Origin of the sequence: Actinomadura sp. WMMB 499 (assembly GCF_008824145.1) — a bacterium.
Lineage (GTDB): Bacteria > Actinomycetota > Actinomycetes > Streptosporangiales > Streptosporangiaceae > Spirillospora.
This window is the reverse complement of record NZ_CP044407.1, coordinates 2,084,782-2,106,660: the sequence shown is the minus strand read 5'-3', so window position 1 is coordinate 2,106,660 and position 21,879 is coordinate 2,084,782. Positions and strand designations below refer to the sequence as shown.

Genomic DNA, 21,879 nt, shown 5'->3' with positions numbered 1-21,879 from the left:
GTTCGGGTCACAGGTCCAGGACGAGCCGCGGGCCGACCGAGCGGGACACGCACACGAACATGCAGTCCCCGGCCGCGCGCTCGGCGTCGTCGAGCAGGGAATCGCGGTGGTCGGGAACGCCGTCCAGGACGGTCGTCTCGCAGGTGCCGCACACTCCCTGGCGGCACGACGACAGGACGTGGAGGCCGGCCTCGCCGAGGGCCTGCAGCAGCGACCGGTCCGGGCCGACGGTCACCGTGCGGCCGGACCGCCGCAGTTCCACGTCGAAGGCGTGATCGCCCGTCCGGGGGCCCGTGTCGGCCGCGAGGAAACGTTCCGTCCGCAACGTCCCGGCGGGTAGTCCGGCACAGTGTGCTTCGACGGCGTCGAGCAGGCCCTTCGGCCCGCAGCAGTACACCTTGGCGCCGTCGAGGTCCTCGGGGAGCCAGGCGGCCACGTCCAGCACGCCGCCCTCGTCCTGCGGAACGATCGTGACCCTGTCCCCGTGGACGGCGAGTTCGTCCAGGAACGCCATGGAGGAACGGGTGCGCCCGCCGTACAGCAGCCGCCACTCCACGCCGAGCATGTCGGCCTGAACGATCATGGGCAGCAGCGGGGTGATGCCGATCCCGCCCGCGATGAACAGGTACCGCTCGGCCGGCGCCAACCGGAAGTTGTTGCGCGGTCCGCCGACGGCCACGACGTCCCCCGCGTCGAGTTCGTCGTGGACGAAGGCCGACCCGCCCCGGCCGTCGGGTTCGCGCAGGACGCCGATGCGGTAGGCGCGGGCGTCCCAGCGGTCGCCGCACAGCGAGTACTGGCGGGTCATGCCGTTGGGCAGCACCAGGTCGATGTGCGCGCCCGGCGCCCAGTCCGGCAGCCGGCCCCCGTCGGCGCGCGCCAGCGTGAGGGCCACGACGCCGTCGGCCGCCGGGCTCTTCGACGCCACGCGCAATTCCACGGCACTCGCCGAATCGGCGCCTCGGGCGGTGGCGGAGGTTTCGGTCGCCATGACTGCTCCTCGTGGTCCGGGACGGACCTCCGAGGATCAGCCGGGAGAGGGGAGCCGACCAGCCGCCTTCCCATTGAATGGCGGAACTTCCGCGGTGGTGCTCAGGGCACGGCTGAGCGCCAGCCCGGTGAGCTGCAGCGGCCGGTGCAGCGGCCATGCGGCGTCGTCGTTGGGCACGACCAGGCCCAGCGCGGCGACCACCCGCCCGTCCTGCCGCACCGGTACGGCGATGCCGGTGGCGTCCGGGTGGATGTGCCCCGGGCAGAAGGCGAATCCGCGTCGCCGCACCTCCGCCAGCGCGGCGCGCAGCACCCGCTCGTCCCCGATCGTGTGCCGGGTGGGGGCCGGCAGGGGACCTCGGACGACACGCTCCTGCACCTCCGCCGGGGCGTGCGCCAGCAGGATGAGCCCGGCGGACGACGCGTGCAGCGGCAGACGGCCGGCGATCCGGGTGACGTTGACGACCGAATCGGGTTTGGTCAGCCGTTCGACGAACAGGACCTCGTCGCCGTCCATCAGGCCCAGTTGAGTTGAATGTCCCACCACGGCCTGCAGATCCCTCAGATAGGGCTGTGCGGTTTCACGCAGGCCCAGCACCGGGGATGCGCGTTCGGCCAGCTCCCACATGCGCGTCCCGATCCGGACGTGGCGGCGTTCGTCCCGGGCGAGCAGACCGTGCCGGGACATCTCCTTGATCAGACGCGCCGTGGTCGCGAGCGGCAGCGCCGCGCGGTGGCTGATCTGGCTGACAGTGAGAACCTGCGACTCGGGACCGAACGCGTCGAGGATTCGTACGACGCGTGTGAGCACGGACTCTCCGCTGGACGATCTGGCCATGACCCCCATCCTCCCCGCAGCCGGTGCCGAGGGCACCGAAGGCATCCATTCAATGGAACGTCTGTGGCCCCCTCCTGTGATCCAGCTCATGCTCGGGCGTCCGAACCCACCCCGACCTGGTGAAGGAGGCGGACTCGATGAGCTCTCCCCCGGACGACCCGCGCACGCGTCTCGACGAAGGCCCGATGTCGGCAGGGCAGTGGACCGCCATCGCCGTGTGCGTGCTGCTGAACATGCTGGACGGCTTCGACGTGCTGGTGATGGCCTTCACCGCCGACGCGGTCTCCGACCACTGGGACCTGTCGGGTTCCCAGCTCGGTCTCCTGCTCAGCGCGGGGCTGGCGGGCATGGCCGCCGGCTCCATCCTGCTGGCGCCGCTGGCCGACCGGATCGGGCGCCGTGCGACGATCCTGATCGGGCTCGTGCTGGCCGCCGCCGGCATGGGCCTGTCGGCGGCCGCCCAGAGCCCGCTGCAACTCGGACTGCTGCGCGTTCTGACCGGCATCGGTATCGGGGCGATCCTGGCGAGCAGCAACGTCATCGCTGCGGAGTACGCCAACCGGCGCTGGCGCGGGCTGGCCGTGAGCCTCAACTCCACCGGCTACGCCGTCGGCGCGACCGCCGGCGGCGTCATCGCCGCCGCGTTGCAGAGCGACGGCGGCGGCTGGCGTTCGGTCTTCGCGTTCGGAGCCGTCGCGACCGCGCTGCTCGTCCCCGTGGTCCTCTGGCGGCTTCCCGAATCGCTGGAGTTCCTGCTCACCCGGCGCTCGGCCGGTTCCCTGGCGCGGCTCAACAAGGTGCTGGCGACGATGGATCAGCCGGCCGTCCGGGAAACACCGCGGCCGGTGCACGCCGCCGCGAGCGCCGCCCCCGGCCTCCGCCGGATCCTCGCCCCGGATCTGCGCCGCAACACCCTGCTCACCTGGACGGGCTTCTTCCTGGTGATGTTCGGGTTCTACTTCGTCACCAGCTGGACGCCGAAGCTGCTGGTCGAGTCGGGCATGTCGGCCGACCAGGGGATCACGGGCGGTGTTCTGCTCAATCTGGGCGGCATCTTCGGCACGACCCTGCTCGGCGTGCTCGCCGCCCGGTTCGCCCTGAAAAACGTCCTGGTCGGCTACACGCTCGCGACCGCCGTCCTGCTGACGCTGTTCGTACCGGCCACCTCGGTGTACGGGCTGCTCCTGGCCCTGGGGGCACTGATCGGGGTGTTCGTCAACGGATGCGTCGCCGGCCTGTACGCCCTGACCCCCTCGATCTACGGTCCGGACGTCCGTGCCACCGGCGTCGGATGGGGCATCGGCATCGGCCGCTTGGGCGCCATCCTGTCGCCGATCGCGGCCGGGCGGCTGCTGGACGCGGGCTGGACCCCGGGGCGGCTGTTCCTGCTCATCGCCGCCGTCATGATCATCGGTGGCGGCACCGTGCACGCGTTCCGGATCAAGCGTGCGGGCCGCCCCGCCGCCGCGCCCGCGGCCGCCGACACCCCGGCTTGATGGTTCGGGCGATGGGGCCGGGCGTCCCTTCCGCACGACGCCGCACGACGGCGGCGGTCGGGGTGAGCCTGGTCGAAGACGCGTCCGCGTTGGAGTGCGCCGGGCCCCGGCCCCCGGCGCACCCTTCGGCGTTGCTCACTTCGCGACGGCTATGCGTTTGGCCTCGGGTGCGGCCGCCGGGTGGACGGGGATCCGCACGGTCAGAATGCCCTGGTCGTAGGAGGCGGTGATGTCGTCGGCCCGGGTCTCGGCGGGAAGCGTGAACGACCGGGTGAACGCGCCGTAGCGGAACTCCGACCGGTGGTCCTCCTTCTTCTCCTCATGCCGTTCGGCGTGGATGCGAAGCACGTCGCCGGTGACGGTGATCTCGACGTCCTTCTCCGGGTCGATACCGGGCAGTTCCGCTCGGACGATGTGGTCGCCGTCCTCGCGGTAGTCCTCGACCCGCATCGCCGGTTCGGTTCCCGTCCGCAGCATGCCGACGGGTGCCTCGACCCAGTCGAACAGGTCCGGTAGCAGGCCGCGGTGCTCTCTTCGTTGCAGCGTGCCCATGTTCATCTCCTTCCTCGTTGCCACCCGCGGATCGGTGGGCCGCGATTTCACCCTCGATGCCGGGGGCGGGGTTCTCTATGGACGTCGGTCTCCGTCCGCCGGGACCTTCGTCCATCGATGCCGGCCTCCCCGGCGAGAGGGGTTTCCCAGGACGTGCCGGGTTCGACGACGGCCGTCTCGGTGCCGCACGCGACCGTGATCGGGGGAGCGCTGCCGGGGCGGAGTGCTACGCGCAGGCGGTCGGGCTGGAGGGAGAGGTCGATTCCCCAGTGCCCCCGGTAGCGGAAGTCGACGTGGAGCCGGGTCAGTGCGGCGGGCAGGTGGGGCGAGAGATGCAGGGTCTCATCGCGGGTGCTGATGCCGGCGAAGCAGCGCTGGACGAGGTCGACCGTGCCGGCCATCGCGCCCAGGTGGATGCCTTCGGCGGTGGTGCCGTGCTGGGAGTCGCCGATGTCGCTGTGGAGGGCGTCGAGGAACGCGTGCCAGGCGAGATCGCCGTCGGTGCGGGCCAGGATCCAGGCGCGTACGAGCATGCTCAGGGTGGATCCGTCGCATGTTCGCTCCAGGTAGTAGTCGATCGTCCGCTGGGGGAGGGCGGGGTCCAGGTCGTAGCCGAGTTGGAGGAGGACGTCGTCGAATTCGTGGGGTGCGAGGAGGTAGAAGAGCATGAGGATGTCGGCCTGCTTGGACGCCTTGTAGCGGTTCGGGCTGTCGCCTTCGGCTTCAAGGATCCGGTCGATCCGGCGGATGTCGCCGTAGCGGGCCTTGTAGCGGTCCCAGTCGAGTTCGTCGAGGTTCTCGTAACCCTCGAACTGGCTGATGACGCCGTCGTGGAACGGGACGCGGAGCTTCGCGGCGACGTCCGCGAAGCGTGCGGTCTCGGTCTGGGTGAGGGCGAGTCTCCCGCGCAGTTCGGCGTCGCGGTTCTCGGGGAGCAGCGCCAGGGCGTCCAGAGTGCGGCGCAGGACCCAGGCCGTGAGGACGTTGGTGTAGGCGTTGTTGTCGATGCCCGGTCGCTCCCGGCCGGGATAGCCGTCGTGGTATTCGTCGGGGCCCATGACGCCGCGGATGTCGTAGCGGTCCCGGGAACGGTCGTAGGTGGCGATGTCGGCGAAGTAGCGGGCGACTTCCAGCATCATCTCGGCGCCGTACTCGGCGAGGAACTCCAGGTCGCCCGTGGATTCGTAGAAGCGCCAGGCGTTGTACGCGACGGCGAGTCCCGAGTGCCGCTGCAGGTGCGAGTGGTCGGGCAGCCAGCGTCCGGACCGGGGGTTCAGGTGGAGGGTCTGGGTTTCCTCGCGGCCGTCCGCCGCGCTCTGCCAGGGGTAGAGGGCGCCCTTGTGTCCGGTTGCGGCGGCGTTGCGGCGGGCGGCGGGGAGGCGCCGCCGGCGGTACATGAGCAGTGCGCGGGCGATCTCGGGGAAGCGGGTGCTCAGGAACGGCAGGATGAACAGTTCGTCCCAGAAGACGTGGCCGCGGTAGGCCTCGCCGTGGAGGCCGCGGGCGGGGACGCCGACGTCCAGGTCCACGGTGTGCTCGGAGACGGTTTGCAGCAGATGGAACACGTGGAGGTTGAGGATGCGCTGCACCTCCGTGTCGTCCACGCTCAGCCGGCAGCGTCGCCATAGGTGCGCCCATGCCTGCGTGTGGCGTTCCAGGAGGTCGTCGAATCCGGGTGCGTGCGCGGCGTGCTCGTGTGCGGCCTCGCCGTACTCCTCGAGGGCCCGGTCACGGGATGTGTAGACGGCCGCGATCTTCTCGATCGTGACGGGGACGCCCTCGCGGGCGGCGACGTGCACGGTTCGGACGGCACGGTCCGCTTCGTCGTGCGTCGATGACGTGCCCGGGCACGACAGGCGGGTGCGGGCGGCGACCGCGATCCCGATCCTGGACGAACGGGTCGTGGCGGTGACGACCGCCGGGTCCGCCGCGTCGTGCGGCCGTGGAGCCTCGCAGACCAGGTGGTCGCCGCGCAGTCCCCGGTACCGCGCGACGCCGGCGTTGACGATCCGTCCGTCCACGGCGGACCGGACCTCCAGCGTGCCGGTCCAGTTCTCGCAGACGATCGTCGTTTCGAGCGCTCCCAGGTGCGGCTCGGCCATGGAGACGATGCGGCGCTGCGCGACGCGGAACGTTCGATCGTCATGGTCGCGGTACCGGAAGAGGCGGGTCAGGACGCCGCGGTGCAGATCGAGTTCCTGCCGGTAGTCGAGGAGGCCGTCCCGGCGCGCGGCCCGGTCGATGTCGAACCAGTCGCCGCCGGCGGCGCGGAAGGTGAGGGGCAGCCAGTTGGGGAGGTTGACGAGGTCGGCGTTGTCGACCCGATGCCCGGCGATCTCGGTGGTGAGCCTGTCGTAGCAGCCCGCGACGTAGGTTCCCGGGTAGTGGACGCCGTCGGCCTCCGACTCCGGTGCGGCTCCGCGCGTCGCGAAGTAGCCGTTGCCCAGCGTGCACAGGGTCTCTCGGAGTCCCTCGTCCGCGGTGTCGAACCCCTCGTAGACGAGGGTCCAGCGATCGTCCATCCGGCCCTCCAGGACGCGTTGCGCGAGCCCACCGACCGGCTGCGCCCGTCTATAGGAGTGTCACGCCGCGACGGGCGGCGTCCCACCGCTCAACGGCCCGGAACGGCGGGACCTTCGGCCCATGCGCGGCGGCGCCGCGCCACGCACACTGCGAGGTGAACCGGCGATTCCGATCGCGAGGGACAGGGATGAACGACGCATCGACGAGCAGGCGGCCCAACATCCTGCTCGGCTACGACGGCTCCGAGGACAATGACGCCGCCCTGCGATGGGCGGTCGACGAGGCGGGCCTGCGCGGTCTCGATCTGGTGATGTGCTACGGCTGGTACTGGCCTTATCCGGAATCGCACGTCGACCCGCAGATGGAGGGCACCGTCAGGCGCGTCGGGGAGAACATCCTCGATGAGGGCGTCCGGCGGGCGCGTGCCGTCGGCGCCGACGGCCCCGTCCGGACGTGCCTGGTGCGCGGTTCGGCCGCCGCGGGCCTGCGGCGCGAGTCGGAACTGGCGGAACTGATCGTCGTCGGGACGCATGAGCGGCGTCCGCTGCCGGTGTGGTCGACGGCGCTGCGCCTTCCGGCGCACACCCGGCGGCCGGTGATCGTCGCCCGGCGGGGAAGGGCGCGCCCCGGGCGGCTGGCCGTCGGATTCGACGGTTCGGCGGGAGCCGCCTCGGCGCTCGGCTTCGCCTTCGCCGAGGCGGCCCTGCGGGGGTGGCGGCTGCGGGTGGTGCACGCCTGCTGGGAGCCGGGAGCGGCGAGCGAGGCCGAGCTGCCGCTGTTCGGTGACGTCGAGCGACTGCTGGGGGTGCGGACGGACATGGTGGAGGGGGCCCTGGCCCCCTGGCGGTCGAGGCACCCCGACGTCGAGGTCGAGGTGCTCGTGCTGCCCGACCCGCCGCGCGAGGCCCTGTCGTCGTCGGCCGCCGAGGCGGACCTGATCGTCGTCGGCGACCGGGGGCGGACGAGCGGTCTCGATCCGCGGGTGCTGGGTGCGACGAGCGAGGCGATGATCAATCGGGCGCCGTGCACGGTGGCGGTCGTCCCCGGACGGCGGAGCGGTACGGCGGCCGACCCGACCGAAGGAGCCGAAGGGGCGGAGCGCCAAGCCCCTTCGGCTCCGCTGCGGGAGGTTTCGGCCGGTTGACGACCCGGACCGATCGCGCCGTTACGTTTTTGTTCAGTCCGGGGGCATGCCGCCGCCCGGGTGCCGGGGCGTCTGCCGAGGGAGTACGGGCTCCATCCGGTACATCGACGGCATGCCCCCGGTCGGGGGCGCGGCCTCCCGGTGGACCCCGGCGAGGTCGGCGATGAGGTCTCTGGCGGTGAGCAGCCCGACGAGCCCGCCCGCGTCGTTGGTGACGGGGACGTAGTCGGCTCCGGCGTCCAGCATGGCCCGTGCCGCCTCCGGGACGGGGGCGTCGGGACGCACCGGGCGCGGAGGGCGATCCGGCAGCAGTCCTGTGATCGGACGCCGGGCGTGCAGGGGACCGGACGCGCTCCACGTGGCCGCGACGGTCTGGGCGTCCACCACCCCGAGGAACGCCCCCTCCTCGTCGGCGACCGGAAGATGGTGCACGCCGGCCTTGGACATCAGCTCCCACGCCATGAGCGCGGACTCCGACGCGGCGATGACGAGCAGGTCCCTCGTCATGAGCTCGGCGACGGCGCGGGACTCGGTCGGGGCGTCGACGGTCATGGCCTCCACCTCTCCTTCGCTTCGAGCGGCGCCCGGTCGGCGGCCGCGGCGCTTACAGCGTGCGTCGCGGGCACCCGCGGCGGTGAGGGGCGAACGTCCCGAGCCCGGGAGCCGTTGGGCCGCGGACGTCCCGCCAGGTACGGACCTTCGGCCCTGACCTCCGGCGCGAGCGGGCTGATGGGCTGGTGGGGAGACCTCGGAAGGAGTGAGCATGCGAACCAGGATCACCGCCCCGGTGCCGCCGGAGCAGCTCGCCGGGGACGCCCGCCGCGCGATCGGCGACGCGGTCTGGGCTCCGTCGGTCCACAACACCCAGCCGTGGCGGTTCGGCGTCCATGGTGAGCGGATCAGCGTGCGGGCGGACGCCGACCGGCGGCTGAACATCGCCGATCCGTCCGGCCGGGAGATGCTGATCAGCTGCGGGGCCGCGCTGTACAGCCTGCGGCTCGCGCTCCGGGTGCTCGGGTACGCCCCGGACGTCCGGCTGCTCCCCGACCCGGACCGGCCCCACCTGCTGGCCGACGTCTACATGAAGCCGGGGGAGCCGCCCGACGGCGACACCGAGGACCTGCACGGCCGGATCAGGCGGCGCCGCACGCACCGCGGCGGGTTCGTGTCCGGTGACGTTCCCGACGCCGTGATCCGCAGGATCGAGGTCGAGACCGAGATGGAGGGCGCCCGCCTGGTCCAGGCCGTGGACGCCCATGTCGCGGGCGCCCTGGCCGCGCTCACCGACGCGGCCGAGCATGTCCAGCGCCGCACGCCCTCCTACGCCACGGAGATCGCCCGCTGGGCCCCGGCACCCGGTACCCGGCGCAGAGACGGTGTCCAGGAGGGCGGCTATCCGCGGGAGACGCCGCGTACCGAACCGCATTTCGCCGCGCGGGACTTCGCGCGTGAGCGGGACCGGGGCGTGCCGGGCCCGGCGGGCGGGGGCGGCCGGGACGCCGGACTGATCATGCTGCTGGTCACCGAGTCCGACGACCCGGCGTGCTGGATCCGGGCCGGGCAGTCGCTCCAGCGCGCCCTGCTGCGCGCCGACCAGCACGACCTGGCGGTGGCCTTCCATACCCAGGCGCTGGAGGTGCCCGAGCTCCGCGACTTCATCCGCACCCGTTTCTGCGCCGGACGCCACCCGCAGTCGCTGCTGCGGATCGGCGCGGTGGGCGATGACGCTCCGGGACTGGAGGGCGTCCGCAGGCCGGTGGAGGAGGTCACCAACGAGAAGTGGTGGTGAGTGAGTCAGTCGTCCGGCCCGTCGGCGACCTCGCCGACGGGCCGGATCTTTGTCCTGAGGATCCCGACGACGGTGCGGCGAGAGCTCGCTTCTCATAGCTCGCTTCTCATACGCCGCTTATGCCGCTGGGGCGGGACGGGTGAGCCTAATCCAGGTGGTTCGTACCGTGCCCGGAATCGAGATGCGCGGCGAACGCGGCTGCTTGAGTGCGACGACTCATGCCGAGCTTGGCAAAGATCGAGGAAATATAATTTTTGACCGTCTTTTCGGCAAGGAACATGCGTTCGCCGATCTGCCGGTTCGTCAATCCCTCGCCGATGAGCACGAGGATGCGCCGCTCCTGCTCGGACAGGCCGTGCAGCGGGTCCCGCCGCTCCCTGCGGCTGCGGATGCGCTCCAGCATCCGGGCGGTGCTGCGCGGGTCCAGGAGGGATTGGCCGGAGGCGACGGTCCGGACGGCGCCGACCAGATCGGAGCCGTGGATCTGCTTGAGCACGTACCCCGCGGCCCCCGCCATCACCGCCTCGAACAGCGCCTCCTCGTCATCGAACGAGGTCAGCATCAGGCAGGCCAGGGCAGGCATACGGGAGCGCAGTTCGCGGCAGACGGTGACGCCGTCCCCGTCGGGAAGGCGGACGTCCAGGACCGCGACGTCCGGCCGGGCGGCAGGGACGCGGGCCAGGGCCTGCTCCATCGTGCCCGCCTCCCCGACGACCTCGATGTCGTCCTCGGCCGACAGCAGGGCCGACACGCCCCGGCGCACGACCTCGTGATCGTCGAGGAGGAAAGCGCGGATCGTCGTACCCGTCACCGTGTCGTGGCCTTCGATCGTTCCGCCCATGACTTCAGCTCCCTTGAGCATGTGCTCATAAACGGACGCTACCCTTCGTTTGCTTTCGCGCGTGGTCTCATGGGTCCCCGGCCTATAGGACCAACGTCCCGAAGGTGGAATTCGCCTCGACGGCGACGATAATGGCAGTGTGCCTCAGGAACCACCGCCGGACGACGAGGGAGCCCGGGGAATCCTTCCCCACCTGCGGCTCGACGACCTGCTCGGCGAGCTGCAGGCCCGGCTGGACGCCGTCCGCGCGACCCGGGACCGGGTGCACGGGCTGCTGGACGCCGTCGTGTCGATCGGCAGCGACCTCGACCTCGATTCGGTGCTGCGCAGGATCACCGAGGCCGCCGCCGGCCTCGCGCGGGCCCGGTACGGGGCGCTGGGGGTGGTGGGGGAGGACGGGGAACGCCTTGTCCGGTTCATCACGGTCGGTGTGACCGAGGGGGAGATCGCGCAGATCGGGCACTGGCCGCACGGGCACGGCATCCTCGGCCTGCTGATCAAGGATCCGCGCCCGCTGCGACTCGCCGACCTGTCCCGGCACCCCGAGTCCTACGGCTTCCCGAACCACCATCCGCCGATGCGCACCTTCCTGGGCGTGCCCGTCCGTATCCGCGGGGAGGTTTTCGGCAACCTCTATCTGACGGAGAAGATCGGCGGCGGCGCGTTCGAGGAGGAGGACGAGGCCGTGGTCTCCGCCCTCGCGACGGCCGCCGGAATCGCGATCGAGAACGCCCGGCTCTATCAGGACACGCGGCGGCGGGAGCGGTGGCTCAGGGCGTCGGCCGAGATGTCCACGGCTCTGCTGTCGGGACCCGATCCCGTGGAGGCGACGGCGGTGGTCGCGCGGGGCGCGCGCGAGGTCGTCGGCGCGGACCTCGCGGCCGTGGCGCTGGTGGACGAGGAAGGCGAGCGGTTCGAGATCGTGGCCGCGGACGGGCGCGGGGCGGAGCGGGTCCGCGGCGGTGCCGTGCCGGTCGAGGGGTCCTTGGGCGGCGAGGTGTTCACCACGGGCACCTCGCTGCGCGTGGCCGACGGCGACGCGGAGCTGCGCGAGACCGAGGTGTCGGTGGCGCTCGACGTCGGCCCGCTCCTGATGGTGCCGCTGGGGGGCGGCGAGCAGGCGCGGGGCGTGGTCTGGGCGATGAACGGCCCCGGGGGGCACGCCTTCCCCGAGGACACGCAGCAGCTTCTGGAGGCTTACGCCGGGCAGGCGGCGGTGGCCCTGGAACTGGCGGGCCGGCGCCGGGACAGCGAGCGGCTCGCGCTGCTGGAGGACCGCGACCGCATCGCCAAGGATCTGCACGACACCGTGATCCAGCAGCTGTTCGCCACCGCGATGGGGCTGATGGCCACGCTCAAGATCGTGCAGAAGCCGGAGGTGGGCGCGCGGGTGCAGCGGGCGGTGGACGATCTGGACGCCACGATGCGGCAGATCCGCTCGACGATCTACGCGTTGCAGGCGTCCTCCGACCACGGGACGCTGCGGAGCCGCCTGCACGCGGTGATCGACACCGCCGCGGAGAGCCTGGGGTTCCCGCCGTCCGTCCGGCTCGACGGGGCGCTGGACACGCTCGTGGACGACGAGACGGGTGAGCACGCGGTCGCCGTCCTCCGGGAGGCGCTGTCCAACGTGGTGCGGCACGCCCGCGCCGGTGCGGTCTCGGTGACCGTCCACGCGGGTGAGACGCTCACGGTGCGGGTCGAGGACGACGGCGTCGGGATGACCGGGACCGAGCGCCGCAGCGGCCTGGACAACCTGCGCGCACGGGCCGAGCGGGGCGGCGGGACGTTCACCGTCCGCCCCCGGACCGGCGGCGGCACCATGCTCGAGTGGACGGTGCCCCTGGACGGGGCCTGACCCGCGCCGAGAGTCCCGCAACGACGGGACCTTCATCTCTTTCCGGGCGAACGCCGCCGGACGAGGCTTGGGGGCGAGAACCGATCCGCGGCGACGCCACGGGAGGCGAGCGCTATGAACAGCATGACGGTCCTGCACCGGGAGAAGACCGCTTTCGCCGTCATCGTCCGCGATCATGTCGTGAACGTCGACCAGCCGTACACCTCGGGCGGTCTGGACTGCGGTCCGACCCCCGTCGAACTGTTCGTCGCCGCGCTCGCGGCCTGCGCGGCGCACCATGGCAGGGGGTACCTCGTCCGGCGAGGACTGCCCGCGGACGGGCTCGAGGTCACCGCCGACTTCGCCATGGCACCGGGAAACCCGCCCCGCGTCACGCGCGTCGGGCTCGACGTCCGGCCGCCGTTGCCGCTGTCGCCCGAGGACTCCGCCGGGTTCCGCGCGGCCGTGGAGGCTTGCACGGTGCGCAACTCGATCGACGATCCTCCGCGCATCGGCGTCCATGTCGAGCCGGCCGTCCCCGCGGTGGCATGAGGACGTCGCCATGTTCGCTGGAACTCACGTGCTCGTCGGCTACGACGGCACTCCCGAGAGCGAACGTGCGCTGCGCTGGAGTGCACGGGAAGCCGTGATGCGCCATCTCCCGCTGACCGTCTGCCACGCGTGGCGCCGGCCCTATCCGCTCGCCCACACCGACCACGATGGCGTCGACGCCGTCGAACGCATGGGGCGGCAGCTGCTGGACCACGGTGTCTCCCTCGTCGAGGAGGGCGCACCCGCGCTCGAGATCCGCGGCCGGCTGCTGGAGGGCGGCCCCTACTCGGCACTGCTGAACGAGGGGCGCGAGGCGGAGCAGATCGTGATCGGATCGCACCGGCCGGACGGGATGCCCGCGAGTTCCGTGGCGCTGCGGCTGCCCGCTCGGGCGCACCGTCCGGTGGTCGCGGTGCGTCCGCCGACGGGCGGACCGATCGTGGTCGGCGTGGACGGCTCGGCCGGTGCGGACGCGGCGCTGGGGTTCGCGTTCGAGGAGGCGGCGCTGCGCGAGCGGCCGCTGCACGCGGTCTACGGATGCTGGGAGCCCGGCGCACCGCCGGACGGTGACCTGTCGCTGTTCGACGACGAGGACGAGCTCCGGCGGGTCTGCGGCGCGGTGCTCGAACGGGCCGTGGCGCCCTGGCTGGTGAAGTACCCGCGGGTCGAGGCGCGAACGGTGCTGAGGACGACCTCTCCGAGGCAGGCCATGCTCGCGGCGGCGCGCCAGGCCGCCGTGATCGTCGTCGGTGACCGCGGGACGGGCGAGGTCGTGGAACTGGAGCTCGGCGCGACCACCGACGCCCTCGTCCGGCGGGCACCCTGCACGGTCGCGGTGATCCCGTCCACCGTTTCCTGAGCTCGTCAGCCGGCGGTTTCCCAGAGAACCCCGCCCGGCCGCAGCGGGATGCGGCGCCCGGTCACGCCGTGCGGGACCAGGCGCACGAGAAAGGCCTTCGGGGAACGCGGCCACGGATGGAGGGGGAGGGCGCGAACACGTTCCGCCTCGGCGGTGTCGATGATGATCTCGCAGGCGCCGGTGACGAGGACGCTCCACGCCGTCTCGAGCGCCGGCTCGAGATCGTCCGCCTCGAAGGTCAGCGCCCGTCCGGCGCGGACGGCCTCCAGCTTGCCGCCTTCGGCAGTGCTGAACACCAGCGAGTCGCCGTCGACCACGTGGTTGACGGGAAGGACGGTGACGCGGCCGTCGTCGTCCGCCCACGCGACGCGCCCGACGGGGGCGTCGCGCAGCAGCGACATGCAAGTCTTCTCGTCGAGCCTCAGCAGGTCGTCCATGATGTCCGTCCAGGTTTCGGAGATCGTCGGAGCCGGGCCTCAGAGTGCGGCGCCGCGGCGGTCGGCGGCCAGGCTGCGCGCTATCTCCTCGGCCCAGCGCCGGACATCGTCCCAATCCCGGTAGTCGCCGTACCGGAAGCCGAGCGCCTTGAACATCAGGCGTCCCGAACGCGGCAGGTGCTCGGGACGGATCACTCCGGAGAACAACCGGTGCCCTTCGGGGGTCAGCAGCCGCAGCAGCGGTTCGGTGATGTCGCTCTCCTCCTTGGGAGCCAGGCGCCGCCACGGCTCACGGAGCGCGGCCGGCATCCCCACGCTGAACAGCCAGACGGGACGGTCGGCGAGCACGTCCCGGTTCCGCGAGACGAACTCGGTGGCGGGCGGAAGCCAGGTCATCTCGTGGACCGCGCTCCCGAGGACGAACGCGTCGTGGCCGTGGACGCCGTCGCCGAGTTCGTCCATGGGCCGGACCTCCGTCCGTTCACCGTGCCCGGCCAGCACCTCGCCGATCCGGTGGGCGATGCTCGCGGTGGATCCGTGCACGCTCGCGTACGCGATCAGAACGTTCATCCCACACCTCCTCTTAGCCACGCTCGCGCAGTCGGCGTCCGGGCGTGCAGGGGCGAAGGTCCCTGGTCACGGGTCGGATTCCGGGACGTTCGGCCCCTGTGAACCGAGCGGACCGGCTGGTGGGCTGGACAGCGTTGCCGGAGGCGCGTCGGCACCGCGTCGGCACCGCGGCTTCGGGGCGACCGCGTCGGAGGAGGAGGCATGTCGAAACGCATCGTGGTGGGGACGGACGGGTCCGAATGCGCCGACCGGGCGGTCGAGTGGGCGGCGCGTGAGGCCGCCCGCCGGGGACGGCCCCTGCACATCGTCCGTGCCGTGGAGCTGTGGCCCTACTCGTTCGGCGCACCGCTGTTCGCGCCCGGGGCCGTCGACGACTACATGGCCACCGCCGGACGCAAGGCGGTGGTGGACGCCCGAGGACGCGTCCTGGACAGGTGGCCGGATCTGGAGATCACGACGGCGATCATCGCCGATGCCGTGCCGATCGTCCTGCGCCGGGAGTCGCAGGACGCGTTCGAACTGGTCCTCGGCAGCCGCGGGCTCGGCGGTTTCACGGGGCTGCTGCTCGGTTCGAACGGGCTGCGGATGGCCGGGCACCTGCCGATCCCGGTGGTGATCGTGCGCGGACGCGACGACGGCGAGGAGATCGTCGTGGGCGTGGACCTGCTGCGGGGCATGGAGGAGAACCTGGAGTACGCCTTCGGTGCGGCCCTCCTGCACAAGGCGAGGCTGCGGATCGTGCACGCGTGGCAGTTGCCTCCGTCGATGCAGCCCACCGTCACCGCCCTGGATCGTGATCAGACGCGGGTGGAGCTCGGGGAGGCCCTGGCCGGGCTCGTCGCCCCGTATCGGGCGCGTCATCCCGAGGTCGAGGTGGTCGAGGAGCTGCGCTGCGAGCAGCCGGTGGCGGCGCTCGTGGAGGCCGCGCGGAACGCGAGGCTGCTGGTGGTCGGTGCGCACCGGCACCGGCGTCCGCTGCCGGCGCTGGGCGCGGTGGGGCACGGCGCCGTGCACCACGCCCCGTGCCCGATCGCCGTGGTCCCGTCCTCGTGAGGGCGGGCCGATGACTTCGCGGGCGACCGGACGAGGAGCCCCGGAGCGGGTCTTCGCGTTGCTGAGCGACGGGGAACAGGTCGAGATCAGGCGGATCACCGAGCGGGACGGCGAGGCCGTGCGCGCCTTGCACGCGGGGCTGTCCGACGAGAGTCTCTACCGGCGGTTCTTCGCCCTCAACCGGGCGATGGCGGATCGGCTGGCGCGGCGCCTTTGCCGCGCCCCCGGCCCGGACCACGCGGCGCTGGGCGCGTGGTCGCACGGCGAGCTCGTCGGCGTCGCCGAGTACGAACCGGCCGATGTGCCGGGAGAGGCGGAGCTGGCGCTCGCCGTGGCCGACCGCATGCAGCACCGCGGTGTCGGCACTCTGCTGCTGGAGCACCTGGGCTCGCTGGCGCGCGCCAACGGGATGGCGGCCTTCCGCGCCGACTCGCTCGCGGAGAACACGCCGATGCTGCGCGTGTTCGCCGACGCCGGGCTGCCCGCACGGCGCCGCGCGACGGCCGGGGTCGTGGAGCTGACCTTGCCGCTCACCTCGGGGGACACCTATCTCGACGCGGTCGCCGAACGGGAACGCAGCGCGGACGTGGCGAGCCTGCGAGCGCTTCTGCGGCCACGTGCGGTCGCGGTCGTCGGAGCGAGCCGCCGGGACGGGACGGTCGGCGCGGCGATCCTGGAGAACCTTCGGCTGGGCGGCTTCGAGGGCACGGTGCACGCGGTCAACCCGCACGCCGCGGGACGGACGCTGCACGGGGCGGCATGCGTGGCGTCCCCGGCCGAGCTGCCGGAGCGTCCCGACCTGGCGGTCATCGCCGTGCCCGCGGCCGCCGTCGTCGACACTGCCGACCAGTGCGGCCATCGAGGAGCCCGGGGCCTGGTCGTCGTCAGCTCCGCGTTGACGGCCGCGCAGGGCGCCGAGCTCCTCGCCGTCTGCCGCGCGCACGGGATGCGTCTCGTCGGCCCGAACTGCCTGGGAATCGCCGACAGCGGGACGCGTCTCGACGCGACCTTCGCCGCGAGCCGCCCCGGTCCCGGGGTCTGCGGAGTGGTGGTGCAGTCCGGAGGGATCGGCATCGCGCTGATCGAGCAGCTGTCCCGGCTCGGCATCGGAGTGTCGTCGTTCGCCTCGGTCGGGGACAAGTACGACGTCAGCTCCAACGACATGCTCATGTGGTGGGAGTCCGACGAGACGACGCGCCTCGGCATCATGCACATGGAGTCGTTCGGCAACCCGCGCAAGTTCGCGCGCACGGCCCGTCGCGTCTCGGCCCGCATGCCGCTGCTGACGATCCTCGCGGGACGTTCGGCGGCCGGTGAGCGCGCCGCCGCGTCCCACACCGCGGCCGCCGCGACGCCCGAGCTCACGCGCCGCGCCCTGTTCGAGCAGGCGGGCATCATCGCCACCGACGATCTCGGTGAACTGGTCGACACCGCCGCGCTGCTGGCGTGCTCGCCGCTGCCCGCCGGGCCCCGCGTCGCGATCGTCTCCAACGCCGGCGGCGCCGGAGTGCTCGCCGCGGACGCCTGCGCCGACGCCGGTTTGTCGGTCTCCGAACTGGGGCCGGCGGTGCGGGGGCGGCTCGGCGATCTGCTCCCCGCCGCCGCGGCGACCGCCAACCCGGTGGACACCACCGCCGGGATTCCCGCCGAACGGTACGCGCGGGCGGTCGAGACGGTCGCGGCCGACGAGTCCGTCGACGCGCTGGTCGTCCTGGTCGTCCCGACCGCCCTCGGTGACCTGCGGGCCGCCGTGCCCCGCTGTGACAAGCCGGTGGCGATGGTCGACCTCGGGCAGGCGGAGAACGTCGTGGTCCGTACGGACAAGCCCGTCTACCCGTACCCCGAACGCGCCGTCCGGGCGCTGGCGAACGCCTGGTCGTACGCCCGACGAAAGAACCGTGAGTCCGGAACGCGGACCGTGCCGCCCGGGATCCGGCCAGACCGTGCGAACGCGATCATCGGCGCGTTTCTGGCCGGCCACGAGGACGGAGGGTGGCTGCCGCCCGCCGAGACGTTCCGGCTCCTGGAGGCCTACGGGCTGCCGCTCGCGCCCTGGCGGCTCGTCCACGGCGAGGAGGCGGCCGCGGGAGCCTTCGCGGAGCTCACCGGGCCGGTGGTGCTCAAGGCCGACGTGCCGGGCGTCCTGCACAAGAGGGCGGCCGGCGGCGTCCGGCTCGGCCTGCGGGACGAGGCGGCCGTTCGCGCCGCCCACCGGGAACTGGCCGCGCGATTCGGAGCGCGGCTGCGCGGCGTGGTGGTGCAGGCGATGGCCGCCGACGGCGTCGAGGTGCTCTGCGGCGCGGTGCAGGAGGAGGTCTTCGGGCCGGTCGTCGTCTTCGGCGCCGGCGGCGTCGACGCCGACGCCCTCGCCGACCGCACCGCACGCCTCGCCCCGCTGACCGACGCCGACGCCGACGAACTCGTGCACGGCGTCCGGCTCTCGCCGCTGCTGCTGGGGCACCCCGGTCGCCCGGCGGGAGACGTCGCCGCGCTGAAGGCCGCACTGACGCGGCTGTCGCGCCTCGCCGCCGACCACGCGCAGATCGCGGAACTGGACCTCAACCCCACGATCGTCCGGCCGGACGGCGTTGTGGCCGTCGACGCGCGCGTCCACCTCACCCCGCGGCGGACCTGGGACCCCTACCTGCGCCGGCTCCGCTGACGGCCGCCGTGCCGGGGCGGCGCGAGAGCAGCCACCATGACACGACACGCGAGAAGCGCCGAAGAGGCGGCCGGTCGGCTCGCCGCCGATCCGCGAGAACCGCTCCCGCTCCTGCGCGAGGAGCTCGGTACGGGGCCGCGGGGGCTCTCGGAACGCGAGGCCGCGCGGCGGCTGGCCGTCCACGGGCCCAACCGGGTCCAGCAGGCCCGGACGACCTCGCCGGCACGCAGCCTGCTCCGCCAGCTGGCCCACCCACTGGCGCTGCTGCTGTGGGCGGCGGGCGGTCTGGCGCGTCCTCGCGCCGCCCCGGCACGGTGGCCGGCGCCCGCGGGCAGCTCGCGGGCCGCCACGGCCAGTACCCGCAGGCCGCGCCGGGCCAGTTCGTCCACGGCCGTACGGACCCGAGCGTGGTCCTCCGCCGAGCCGACGGCGCGCTCGAGGACCGCCTCCGGGGCACCCTTGGCGTAGACGACGAGACGGCCGTCCTCGCTGCCGACGCCGGACTCCGGGTCCACATCGTGACCGGCGACAACGGCACGACCGCCGCCGCCGTCGCCGCCGAGGTCGGGATCGGCGCTCCGCGCCTGGCGGTGGTGCCCGACGCGGAACGCATGACGGACCACCGCCTGGACGAACTCCTCGGCGACGACCTCGAGATCGTGTTCGCCCGCGCCGCTCCGGAGACCAAGCTCAAGATCGCCGACGCGCTCCGGGCCCACGGCAAGATCGTCGCGATGACGGGTGACGGGGCCAACGACGCCCCGGCGCTGCACCAGGCCCACATCGGCGTCGCGATGGGCCGCTCGGGCACCGACGTGGCCCGCGAGGCGTCCGCGATGGTGCTCACCGACGACGACTTCGCCACGATCGTCACCGCGATCGAGTCCGGGCGGCGCGTCTACGACAACGTCCGCAAGTTCATCCTGTACATCTTCGCCCACGCCGTCCCGGAGGTCGTCCCGTTCCTGATCTTCGCGCTGAGCGGCGGGCTCGTCCCGCTGCCGCTGACGGTCCTGCAGATCCTCGCGATCGATCTGGGCACCGAAACCGTCCCCGCCCTGGCCCTGGGCCGGGAGCCCGCCGAACCAGGCATCATGAGTCGGCCGCCCCGACGCTCATCCGAGGGCGTCATCACCCGGGACATGCTGATCCGCGCCTGGGGCTACCTGGGCGTCGTGTCCGCGGTCCTGGTGCTGATCCCCTTCTTCTACGTCCTGTGGAAGGCGGGGTGGAGCCCCGGCGACGACACCGGAGGCGGCAGCCCGCTCCATGACGCGTACCTGGCGGCCACCACGGCCACCTTCGCCGGCCTGGTGACCTGCCAGGTGGGGACGGCCATGGCCGCCCGCACCGATCACGCGTCCCTGCGCCGGGTCGGCCTGCTGACCAACCCGCTGCTGCTGGGCGGCATCGCCTTCGAACTCGCCTTCGCCGCCGCCCTGATCTACCTGCCGCCGTTGCAGGGACTGTTCGGCACCGCCGCTCTGCCCGCCGACGTCCTGGCGATCGTTGCCGCGTTCCCTGTCATCGTCTGGGGCACCGACGAACTCCGCCGCCGGGCGCGCCGCCGGGCACGAGGTCGTATCGGTGAGCGATGACGACCGCGCCGTTCGGCCCGGGGCCGCGCCGTCCTCCGGGCTGCTCGCCGCGGCCGTGGCGGCGAGGTGACGGCGGCCCTTCGGGACCTTCGCCCCTACACGCCCGCTCTCCCGCCGCCGACCATGGAGGAGCAACGTTGAGGAGGCGTTATGGAAGCCAAGAGATGGGACGTGGGGATCTACATCAACGAGGACGGCGCGGACACCGTGGCGCGCGCGATCCTGTTCACCGGCGCCGGGCACAGAACGGTGGGAGAGGGGCGGGCGCGCCGCAACCCCGCCGATCCCGAAGTTCCGGAGATCGGTGACGAGTTGGCCGCGAGCCGCGCCCTGGCCGACCTGGCGGGACGCCTGCGCGTTGCGGCGAGAGAGGACATCGATCAACTCATCTCCCCGGTATGACAGGCACCTCCCGTACCTCGCCGTCGTGCGTGCGGATGGACGTCACGCACCCAGCTTGAAGACTGCAGAAAGCAGCCTAAAGACAGCAGAAAGTTCGCGGCCGAGAGTCATCGCGCACCGTGTTCAGGGTACGTCCGCCCCGACTCGGTGCCGCTGCGTGCCAGACGGGCGAGATCAACGACGATTCCTGGCCGAGGGAAGGTGTAGGAAGCGCATGGCAGGTTGCATCGACCTGGCGTCGACGGGCAGGGCACCTTATGCGGCGGGACCGGCGGCCGGGTGGCGGACCACCACGACCGGGCACCGGGCGTGATGAACGCAGTGGGCACTGACCGACCCCAGCAGCATCCCCGCGAAGGCGCCCCGGCCGTGCGAGCCGACCACCAGCAACTCGGCCCCTTCGGACTGCTCGACCAGCACGGGCGCCGGATGTCCCTGGACCACGACCTTGGTCACCGGGACGCGCGGCTCCCTGCCGAGTGCCTCCCGCACCGCGCGTTCGAGCTCCTCACCGACCGCGCCTTCGATGTTCTCGTCGACGTACTCGACGGGGTAACCGAAGGAGGGCAGGCGCCAGGCCGAGACCGCGCGCAGCTCCGCACCGGTCAGCTCGGCCTGCCGGGAAGCCCAGCGCAGCGCGTCCAGGCTCGCCGGCGATGCGTCGACACCGGTCACGATCACGGCGGAATCCTTGCCGCTCACAGCATGCCCCCTCTCGTTCTGCTGCCGTTCCCCCTGTCTGCCCAGTACGGCCGGGCCCAAGCCGATGCCCCGCCGCTCACCGAACCGCGGAAGTTCGGATCTCGACCGGGATCCGGGGGCGTCGACGCACCAGCGAGGAGTGGACATGTGCGAACCGGTCGCGGCCGGTATCGACGGGTCGGAGTGCGCGAACAGGGCGCTCGACTGGGCGGCCGGTGAGGCCGCCCGGCGCCGTCGGCCCCTGAAACTCGTCCACGTCGTGGACCCGTGGCCCCGGCGCGTGCCGATGTTCGCGCCGCCCGAAGCCGTGGAGCGCATGGCGATCATCGGTCATCGGGTCCTCGACGTGGCGGCGGAGCGCGTGCACCGGCGGCACCCGGACCTGCAGACGACGACGAGGCTGGTGGCCGAGCGCACGTCCGATGCCCTGCGCCAGGAGGCCGAGCACGCCTTCGAGCTGGTTCTGGGCAACCGGGGCTACGGGGGCTTCACCGGCCTGCTTCTCGGGTCCACCGGCCTGCGGATGGCGGCGCGAACCCCGGTTCCGCTGATCATCGTGCGGGGCGACACCGCCGAACGCGGAGACGTGGTGGTCGGCCTCGACCCGGCGAAGGACGAGGAGACCACCCTGCGCTACGCCTTCGATGCCGCGGTCCTCCACCGGACCGGGCTGCGGGTCGTCCACGCGTGGTCACCGTGCCCGCCGTACGAGGGCTTCGCGCCCGAGAAAGGGGCGATCGAGGCGGACGTGCGCAAGAGGGTCGCGGCTGTGGTCGATCGGTCGCGACCGACCTCCCCGCGGATCGACGTGGTGGAAGAGGTCGTCGACGACCACCCGGTTTCCGCGCTGATCAGCGCCTCGCGCGGTGCTCGCCTGCTGGTGACGGGCGTCCACGAGCGCGACTGGACCGCTCCGCGGCTGGGCTCGGTCGGCCACGGAGCCGTCCACCACGCGCACTGCCCGGTCGCGGTCGTCCCCCGGTCGGGTGCCCGCCGACAGAGCGTCCGGGACCATCCCGAGGAAGCCTGAGGGA

General features: G+C 72.5%; 20 protein-coding genes and 1 pseudogene. 12 read left to right on the top strand and 9 right to left on the bottom strand.

Annotated elements, in window-relative coordinates; genetic code table 11:
* Positions 1-7 precede the first annotated feature (7 nt).
* Both F7P10_RS09215 and F7P10_RS09210 read right to left on the bottom strand, forming a co-directional pair.
* A complete protein-coding gene (locus F7P10_RS09215; RefSeq protein WP_151008960.1) occupies positions 8-991 on the bottom strand; it encodes a PDR/VanB family oxidoreductase in 984 nt (327 codons plus the stop codon).
* Between the two features lie 36 nt (positions 992-1,027).
* The gene (locus F7P10_RS09210) at positions 1,028-1,801 is read right to left on the bottom strand and encodes an IclR family transcriptional regulator (protein ID WP_254716511.1); all 774 of its coding nucleotides are present in this window, start codon (positions 1,799-1,801) and stop codon (positions 1,028-1,030) included.
* 164 nt (positions 1,802-1,965) lie between these two features.
* On the opposite strand from F7P10_RS09210, the gene F7P10_RS09205 reads away from it, so the two are divergent.
* Entirely contained in the window at positions 1,966-3,324 is a 1,359-nt protein-coding gene (locus F7P10_RS09205) for an MFS transporter (RefSeq protein ID WP_151008958.1), read from the top strand.
* Positions 3,325-3,459: 135 nt separating this feature from the next.
* Here F7P10_RS09205 and F7P10_RS09200 read toward each other — a convergent pair whose 3' ends face one another.
* Together F7P10_RS09200 and F7P10_RS09195 are read right to left on the bottom strand one after the other, a co-directional pair.
* Entirely contained in the window at positions 3,460-3,876 is a 417-nt protein-coding gene (locus F7P10_RS09200) for an Hsp20/alpha crystallin family protein (RefSeq protein ID WP_151008957.1), read from the bottom strand.
* A gap of 47 nt (positions 3,877-3,923) precedes the next feature.
* Entirely contained in the window at positions 3,924-6,398 is a 2,475-nt protein-coding gene (locus tag F7P10_RS09195) for a glycoside hydrolase family 65 protein (RefSeq protein WP_151008956.1), read from the bottom strand.
* Positions 6,399-6,586: 188 nt separating this feature from the next.
* Here F7P10_RS09195 and F7P10_RS09190 point away from each other — a divergent pair, with 188 nt between their 5' ends.
* Entirely contained in the window at positions 6,587-7,543 is a 957-nt protein-coding gene (locus tag F7P10_RS09190) for a universal stress protein (protein WP_151008955.1), read from the top strand.
* Positions 7,544-7,576: 33 nt separating this feature from the next.
* On the opposite strand, the gene F7P10_RS09185 is transcribed toward F7P10_RS09190, so the two are convergent.
* The gene (locus tag F7P10_RS09185; protein ID WP_176611366.1) at positions 7,577-8,095 is read right to left on the bottom strand and encodes an HPP family protein; all 519 of its coding nucleotides are present in this window, start codon (positions 8,093-8,095) and stop codon (positions 7,577-7,579) included.
* 211 nt (positions 8,096-8,306) lie between these two features.
* On the opposite strand from F7P10_RS09185, the gene F7P10_RS09180 reads away from it, so the two are divergent.
* Positions 8,307-9,332 carry a hypothetical protein gene (locus F7P10_RS09180; protein WP_151008953.1) on the top strand — a complete coding sequence of 342 codons (1,026 nt, stop codon included), beginning with the start codon at positions 8,307-8,309 and terminating at the stop codon, positions 9,330-9,332.
* A gap of 145 nt (positions 9,333-9,477) precedes the next feature.
* Here F7P10_RS09180 and F7P10_RS09175 read toward each other — a convergent pair whose 3' ends face one another.
* Positions 9,478-10,173: a response regulator transcription factor gene (locus F7P10_RS09175; RefSeq protein ID WP_151008952.1), complete on the bottom strand. Its 696-nt coding sequence runs from the start codon at positions 10,171-10,173 to the stop codon at positions 9,478-9,480.
* Between the two features lie 139 nt (positions 10,174-10,312).
* Here F7P10_RS09175 and F7P10_RS09170 point away from each other — a divergent pair, with 139 nt between their 5' ends.
* The 3 genes from F7P10_RS09170 (at position 10,313) to F7P10_RS09160 (ending at position 13,421) form a co-directional block, all read left to right on the top strand.
* The gene (locus F7P10_RS09170) at positions 10,313-12,031 is read left to right on the top strand and encodes a GAF domain-containing sensor histidine kinase (RefSeq protein WP_151008951.1); all 1,719 of its coding nucleotides are present in this window, start codon (positions 10,313-10,315) and stop codon (positions 12,029-12,031) included.
* A gap of 114 nt (positions 12,032-12,145) precedes the next feature.
* On the top strand, positions 12,146-12,562 hold the full coding sequence (locus F7P10_RS09165) for an OsmC family protein (protein ID WP_151008950.1): 417 nt from the start codon (positions 12,146-12,148) through the stop codon (positions 12,560-12,562).
* A 10-nt stretch (positions 12,563-12,572) separates the two neighbouring features.
* Entirely contained in the window at positions 12,573-13,421 is an 849-nt protein-coding gene (locus tag F7P10_RS09160) for a universal stress protein (RefSeq protein ID WP_151008949.1), read from the top strand.
* A gap of 5 nt (positions 13,422-13,426) precedes the next feature.
* Here the strand turns inward: F7P10_RS09160 and F7P10_RS09155 are convergent, their stop codons facing one another.
* Both F7P10_RS09155 and F7P10_RS09150 read right to left on the bottom strand, forming a co-directional pair.
* Positions 13,427-13,858, bottom strand: a complete 432-nt coding sequence (locus tag F7P10_RS09155) for a pyridoxamine 5'-phosphate oxidase family protein (RefSeq protein ID WP_151008948.1) — start codon at positions 13,856-13,858, stop codon at positions 13,427-13,429.
* Positions 13,859-13,897: 39 nt separating this feature from the next.
* The gene (locus F7P10_RS09150; RefSeq protein ID WP_151008947.1) at positions 13,898-14,428 is read right to left on the bottom strand and encodes a flavodoxin domain-containing protein; all 531 of its coding nucleotides are present in this window, start codon (positions 14,426-14,428) and stop codon (positions 13,898-13,900) included.
* Between the two features lie 201 nt (positions 14,429-14,629).
* On the opposite strand from F7P10_RS09150, the gene F7P10_RS09145 reads away from it, so the two are divergent.
* The 5 genes and pseudogenes from F7P10_RS09145 (at position 14,630) to F7P10_RS09125 (ending at position 20,143) form a co-directional block, all read left to right on the top strand.
* Positions 14,630-15,481 (top strand): universal stress protein, encoded by an 852-nt coding sequence (locus F7P10_RS09145; protein ID WP_151008946.1) that lies wholly within the window; start codon positions 14,630-14,632, stop codon positions 15,479-15,481.
* A gap of 10 nt (positions 15,482-15,491) precedes the next feature.
* Complete coding sequence (locus tag F7P10_RS09140; RefSeq protein WP_151008945.1) at positions 15,492-18,143, top strand: bifunctional GNAT family N-acetyltransferase/acetate--CoA ligase family protein; 2,652 nt, start codon at positions 15,492-15,494, stop codon at positions 18,141-18,143.
* A 36-nt stretch (positions 18,144-18,179) separates the two neighbouring features.
* A pseudogene (locus F7P10_RS44125) lies at positions 18,180-18,371 on the top strand (cation-transporting P-type ATPase); the annotation flags it as partial.
* An 86-nt stretch (positions 18,372-18,457) separates the two neighbouring features.
* On the top strand, positions 18,458-19,741 hold the full coding sequence (locus F7P10_RS09130) for an HAD-IC family P-type ATPase (protein WP_254716510.1): 1,284 nt from the start codon (positions 18,458-18,460) through the stop codon (positions 19,739-19,741).
* Positions 19,742-19,891: 150 nt separating this feature from the next.
* Positions 19,892-20,143 (top strand): DUF1876 domain-containing protein, encoded by a 252-nt coding sequence (locus F7P10_RS09125; protein ID WP_151008944.1) that lies wholly within the window; start codon positions 19,892-19,894, stop codon positions 20,141-20,143.
* Between the two features lie 255 nt (positions 20,144-20,398).
* Here the strand turns inward: F7P10_RS09125 and F7P10_RS09120 are convergent, their stop codons facing one another.
* Positions 20,399-20,824, bottom strand: coding sequence for a universal stress protein (locus F7P10_RS09120; protein ID WP_254716509.1), 426 nt, complete (start codon positions 20,822-20,824; stop codon positions 20,399-20,401).
* Positions 20,825-20,990: 166 nt separating this feature from the next.
* Here F7P10_RS09120 and F7P10_RS09115 point away from each other — a divergent pair, with 166 nt between their 5' ends.
* A complete protein-coding gene (locus tag F7P10_RS09115; protein ID WP_151008942.1) occupies positions 20,991-21,875 on the top strand; it encodes a universal stress protein in 885 nt (294 codons plus the stop codon).
* The last annotated feature ends 4 nt before the right edge of the window (positions 21,876-21,879 follow it).

Excerpts from the sequence above, each read along its gene's own strand:
- F7P10_RS09215 (WP_151008960.1), bottom strand. The coding sequence starts at position 991 with ATGGCGACCGAAACCTCCGCCACCGCCCGAGGCGCCGATTCGGCGAGT.
- F7P10_RS09205 (WP_151008958.1), top strand. The coding sequence starts at position 1,966 with ATGAGCTCTCCCCCGGACGACCCGCGCACGCGTCTCGACGAAGGCCCG.
- F7P10_RS09200 (WP_151008957.1), bottom strand. The coding sequence starts at position 3,876 with ATGGGCACGCTGCAACGAAGAGAGCACCGCGGCCTGCTACCGGACCTG.
- F7P10_RS09195 (WP_151008956.1), bottom strand. The coding sequence starts at position 6,398 with ATGGACGATCGCTGGACCCTCGTCTACGAGGGGTTCGACACCGCGGAC.
- F7P10_RS09190 (WP_151008955.1), top strand. The coding sequence starts at position 6,587 with ATGAACGACGCATCGACGAGCAGGCGGCCCAACATCCTGCTCGGCTAC.
- F7P10_RS09185 (WP_176611366.1), bottom strand. The coding sequence starts at position 8,095 with ATGACCGTCGACGCCCCGACCGAGTCCCGCGCCGTCGCCGAGCTCATG.
- F7P10_RS09180 (WP_151008953.1), top strand. The coding sequence starts at position 8,307 with ATGCGAACCAGGATCACCGCCCCGGTGCCGCCGGAGCAGCTCGCCGGG.
- F7P10_RS09175 (WP_151008952.1), bottom strand. The coding sequence starts at position 10,173 with ATGGGCGGAACGATCGAAGGCCACGACACGGTGACGGGTACGACGATC.
- F7P10_RS09165 (WP_151008950.1), top strand. The coding sequence starts at position 12,146 with ATGAACAGCATGACGGTCCTGCACCGGGAGAAGACCGCTTTCGCCGTC.
- F7P10_RS09160 (WP_151008949.1), top strand. The coding sequence starts at position 12,573 with ATGTTCGCTGGAACTCACGTGCTCGTCGGCTACGACGGCACTCCCGAG.
- F7P10_RS09155 (WP_151008948.1), bottom strand. The coding sequence starts at position 13,858 with ATGGACGACCTGCTGAGGCTCGACGAGAAGACTTGCATGTCGCTGCTG.
- F7P10_RS09150 (WP_151008947.1), bottom strand. The coding sequence starts at position 14,428 with ATGAACGTTCTGATCGCGTACGCGAGCGTGCACGGATCCACCGCGAGC.
- F7P10_RS09145 (WP_151008946.1), top strand. The coding sequence starts at position 14,630 with ATGTCGAAACGCATCGTGGTGGGGACGGACGGGTCCGAATGCGCCGAC.
- F7P10_RS09140 (WP_151008945.1), top strand. The coding sequence starts at position 15,492 with ATGACTTCGCGGGCGACCGGACGAGGAGCCCCGGAGCGGGTCTTCGCG.
- F7P10_RS09125 (WP_151008944.1), top strand. The coding sequence starts at position 19,892 with ATGGAAGCCAAGAGATGGGACGTGGGGATCTACATCAACGAGGACGGC.
- F7P10_RS09115 (WP_151008942.1), top strand. The coding sequence starts at position 20,991 with ATGTGCGAACCGGTCGCGGCCGGTATCGACGGGTCGGAGTGCGCGAAC.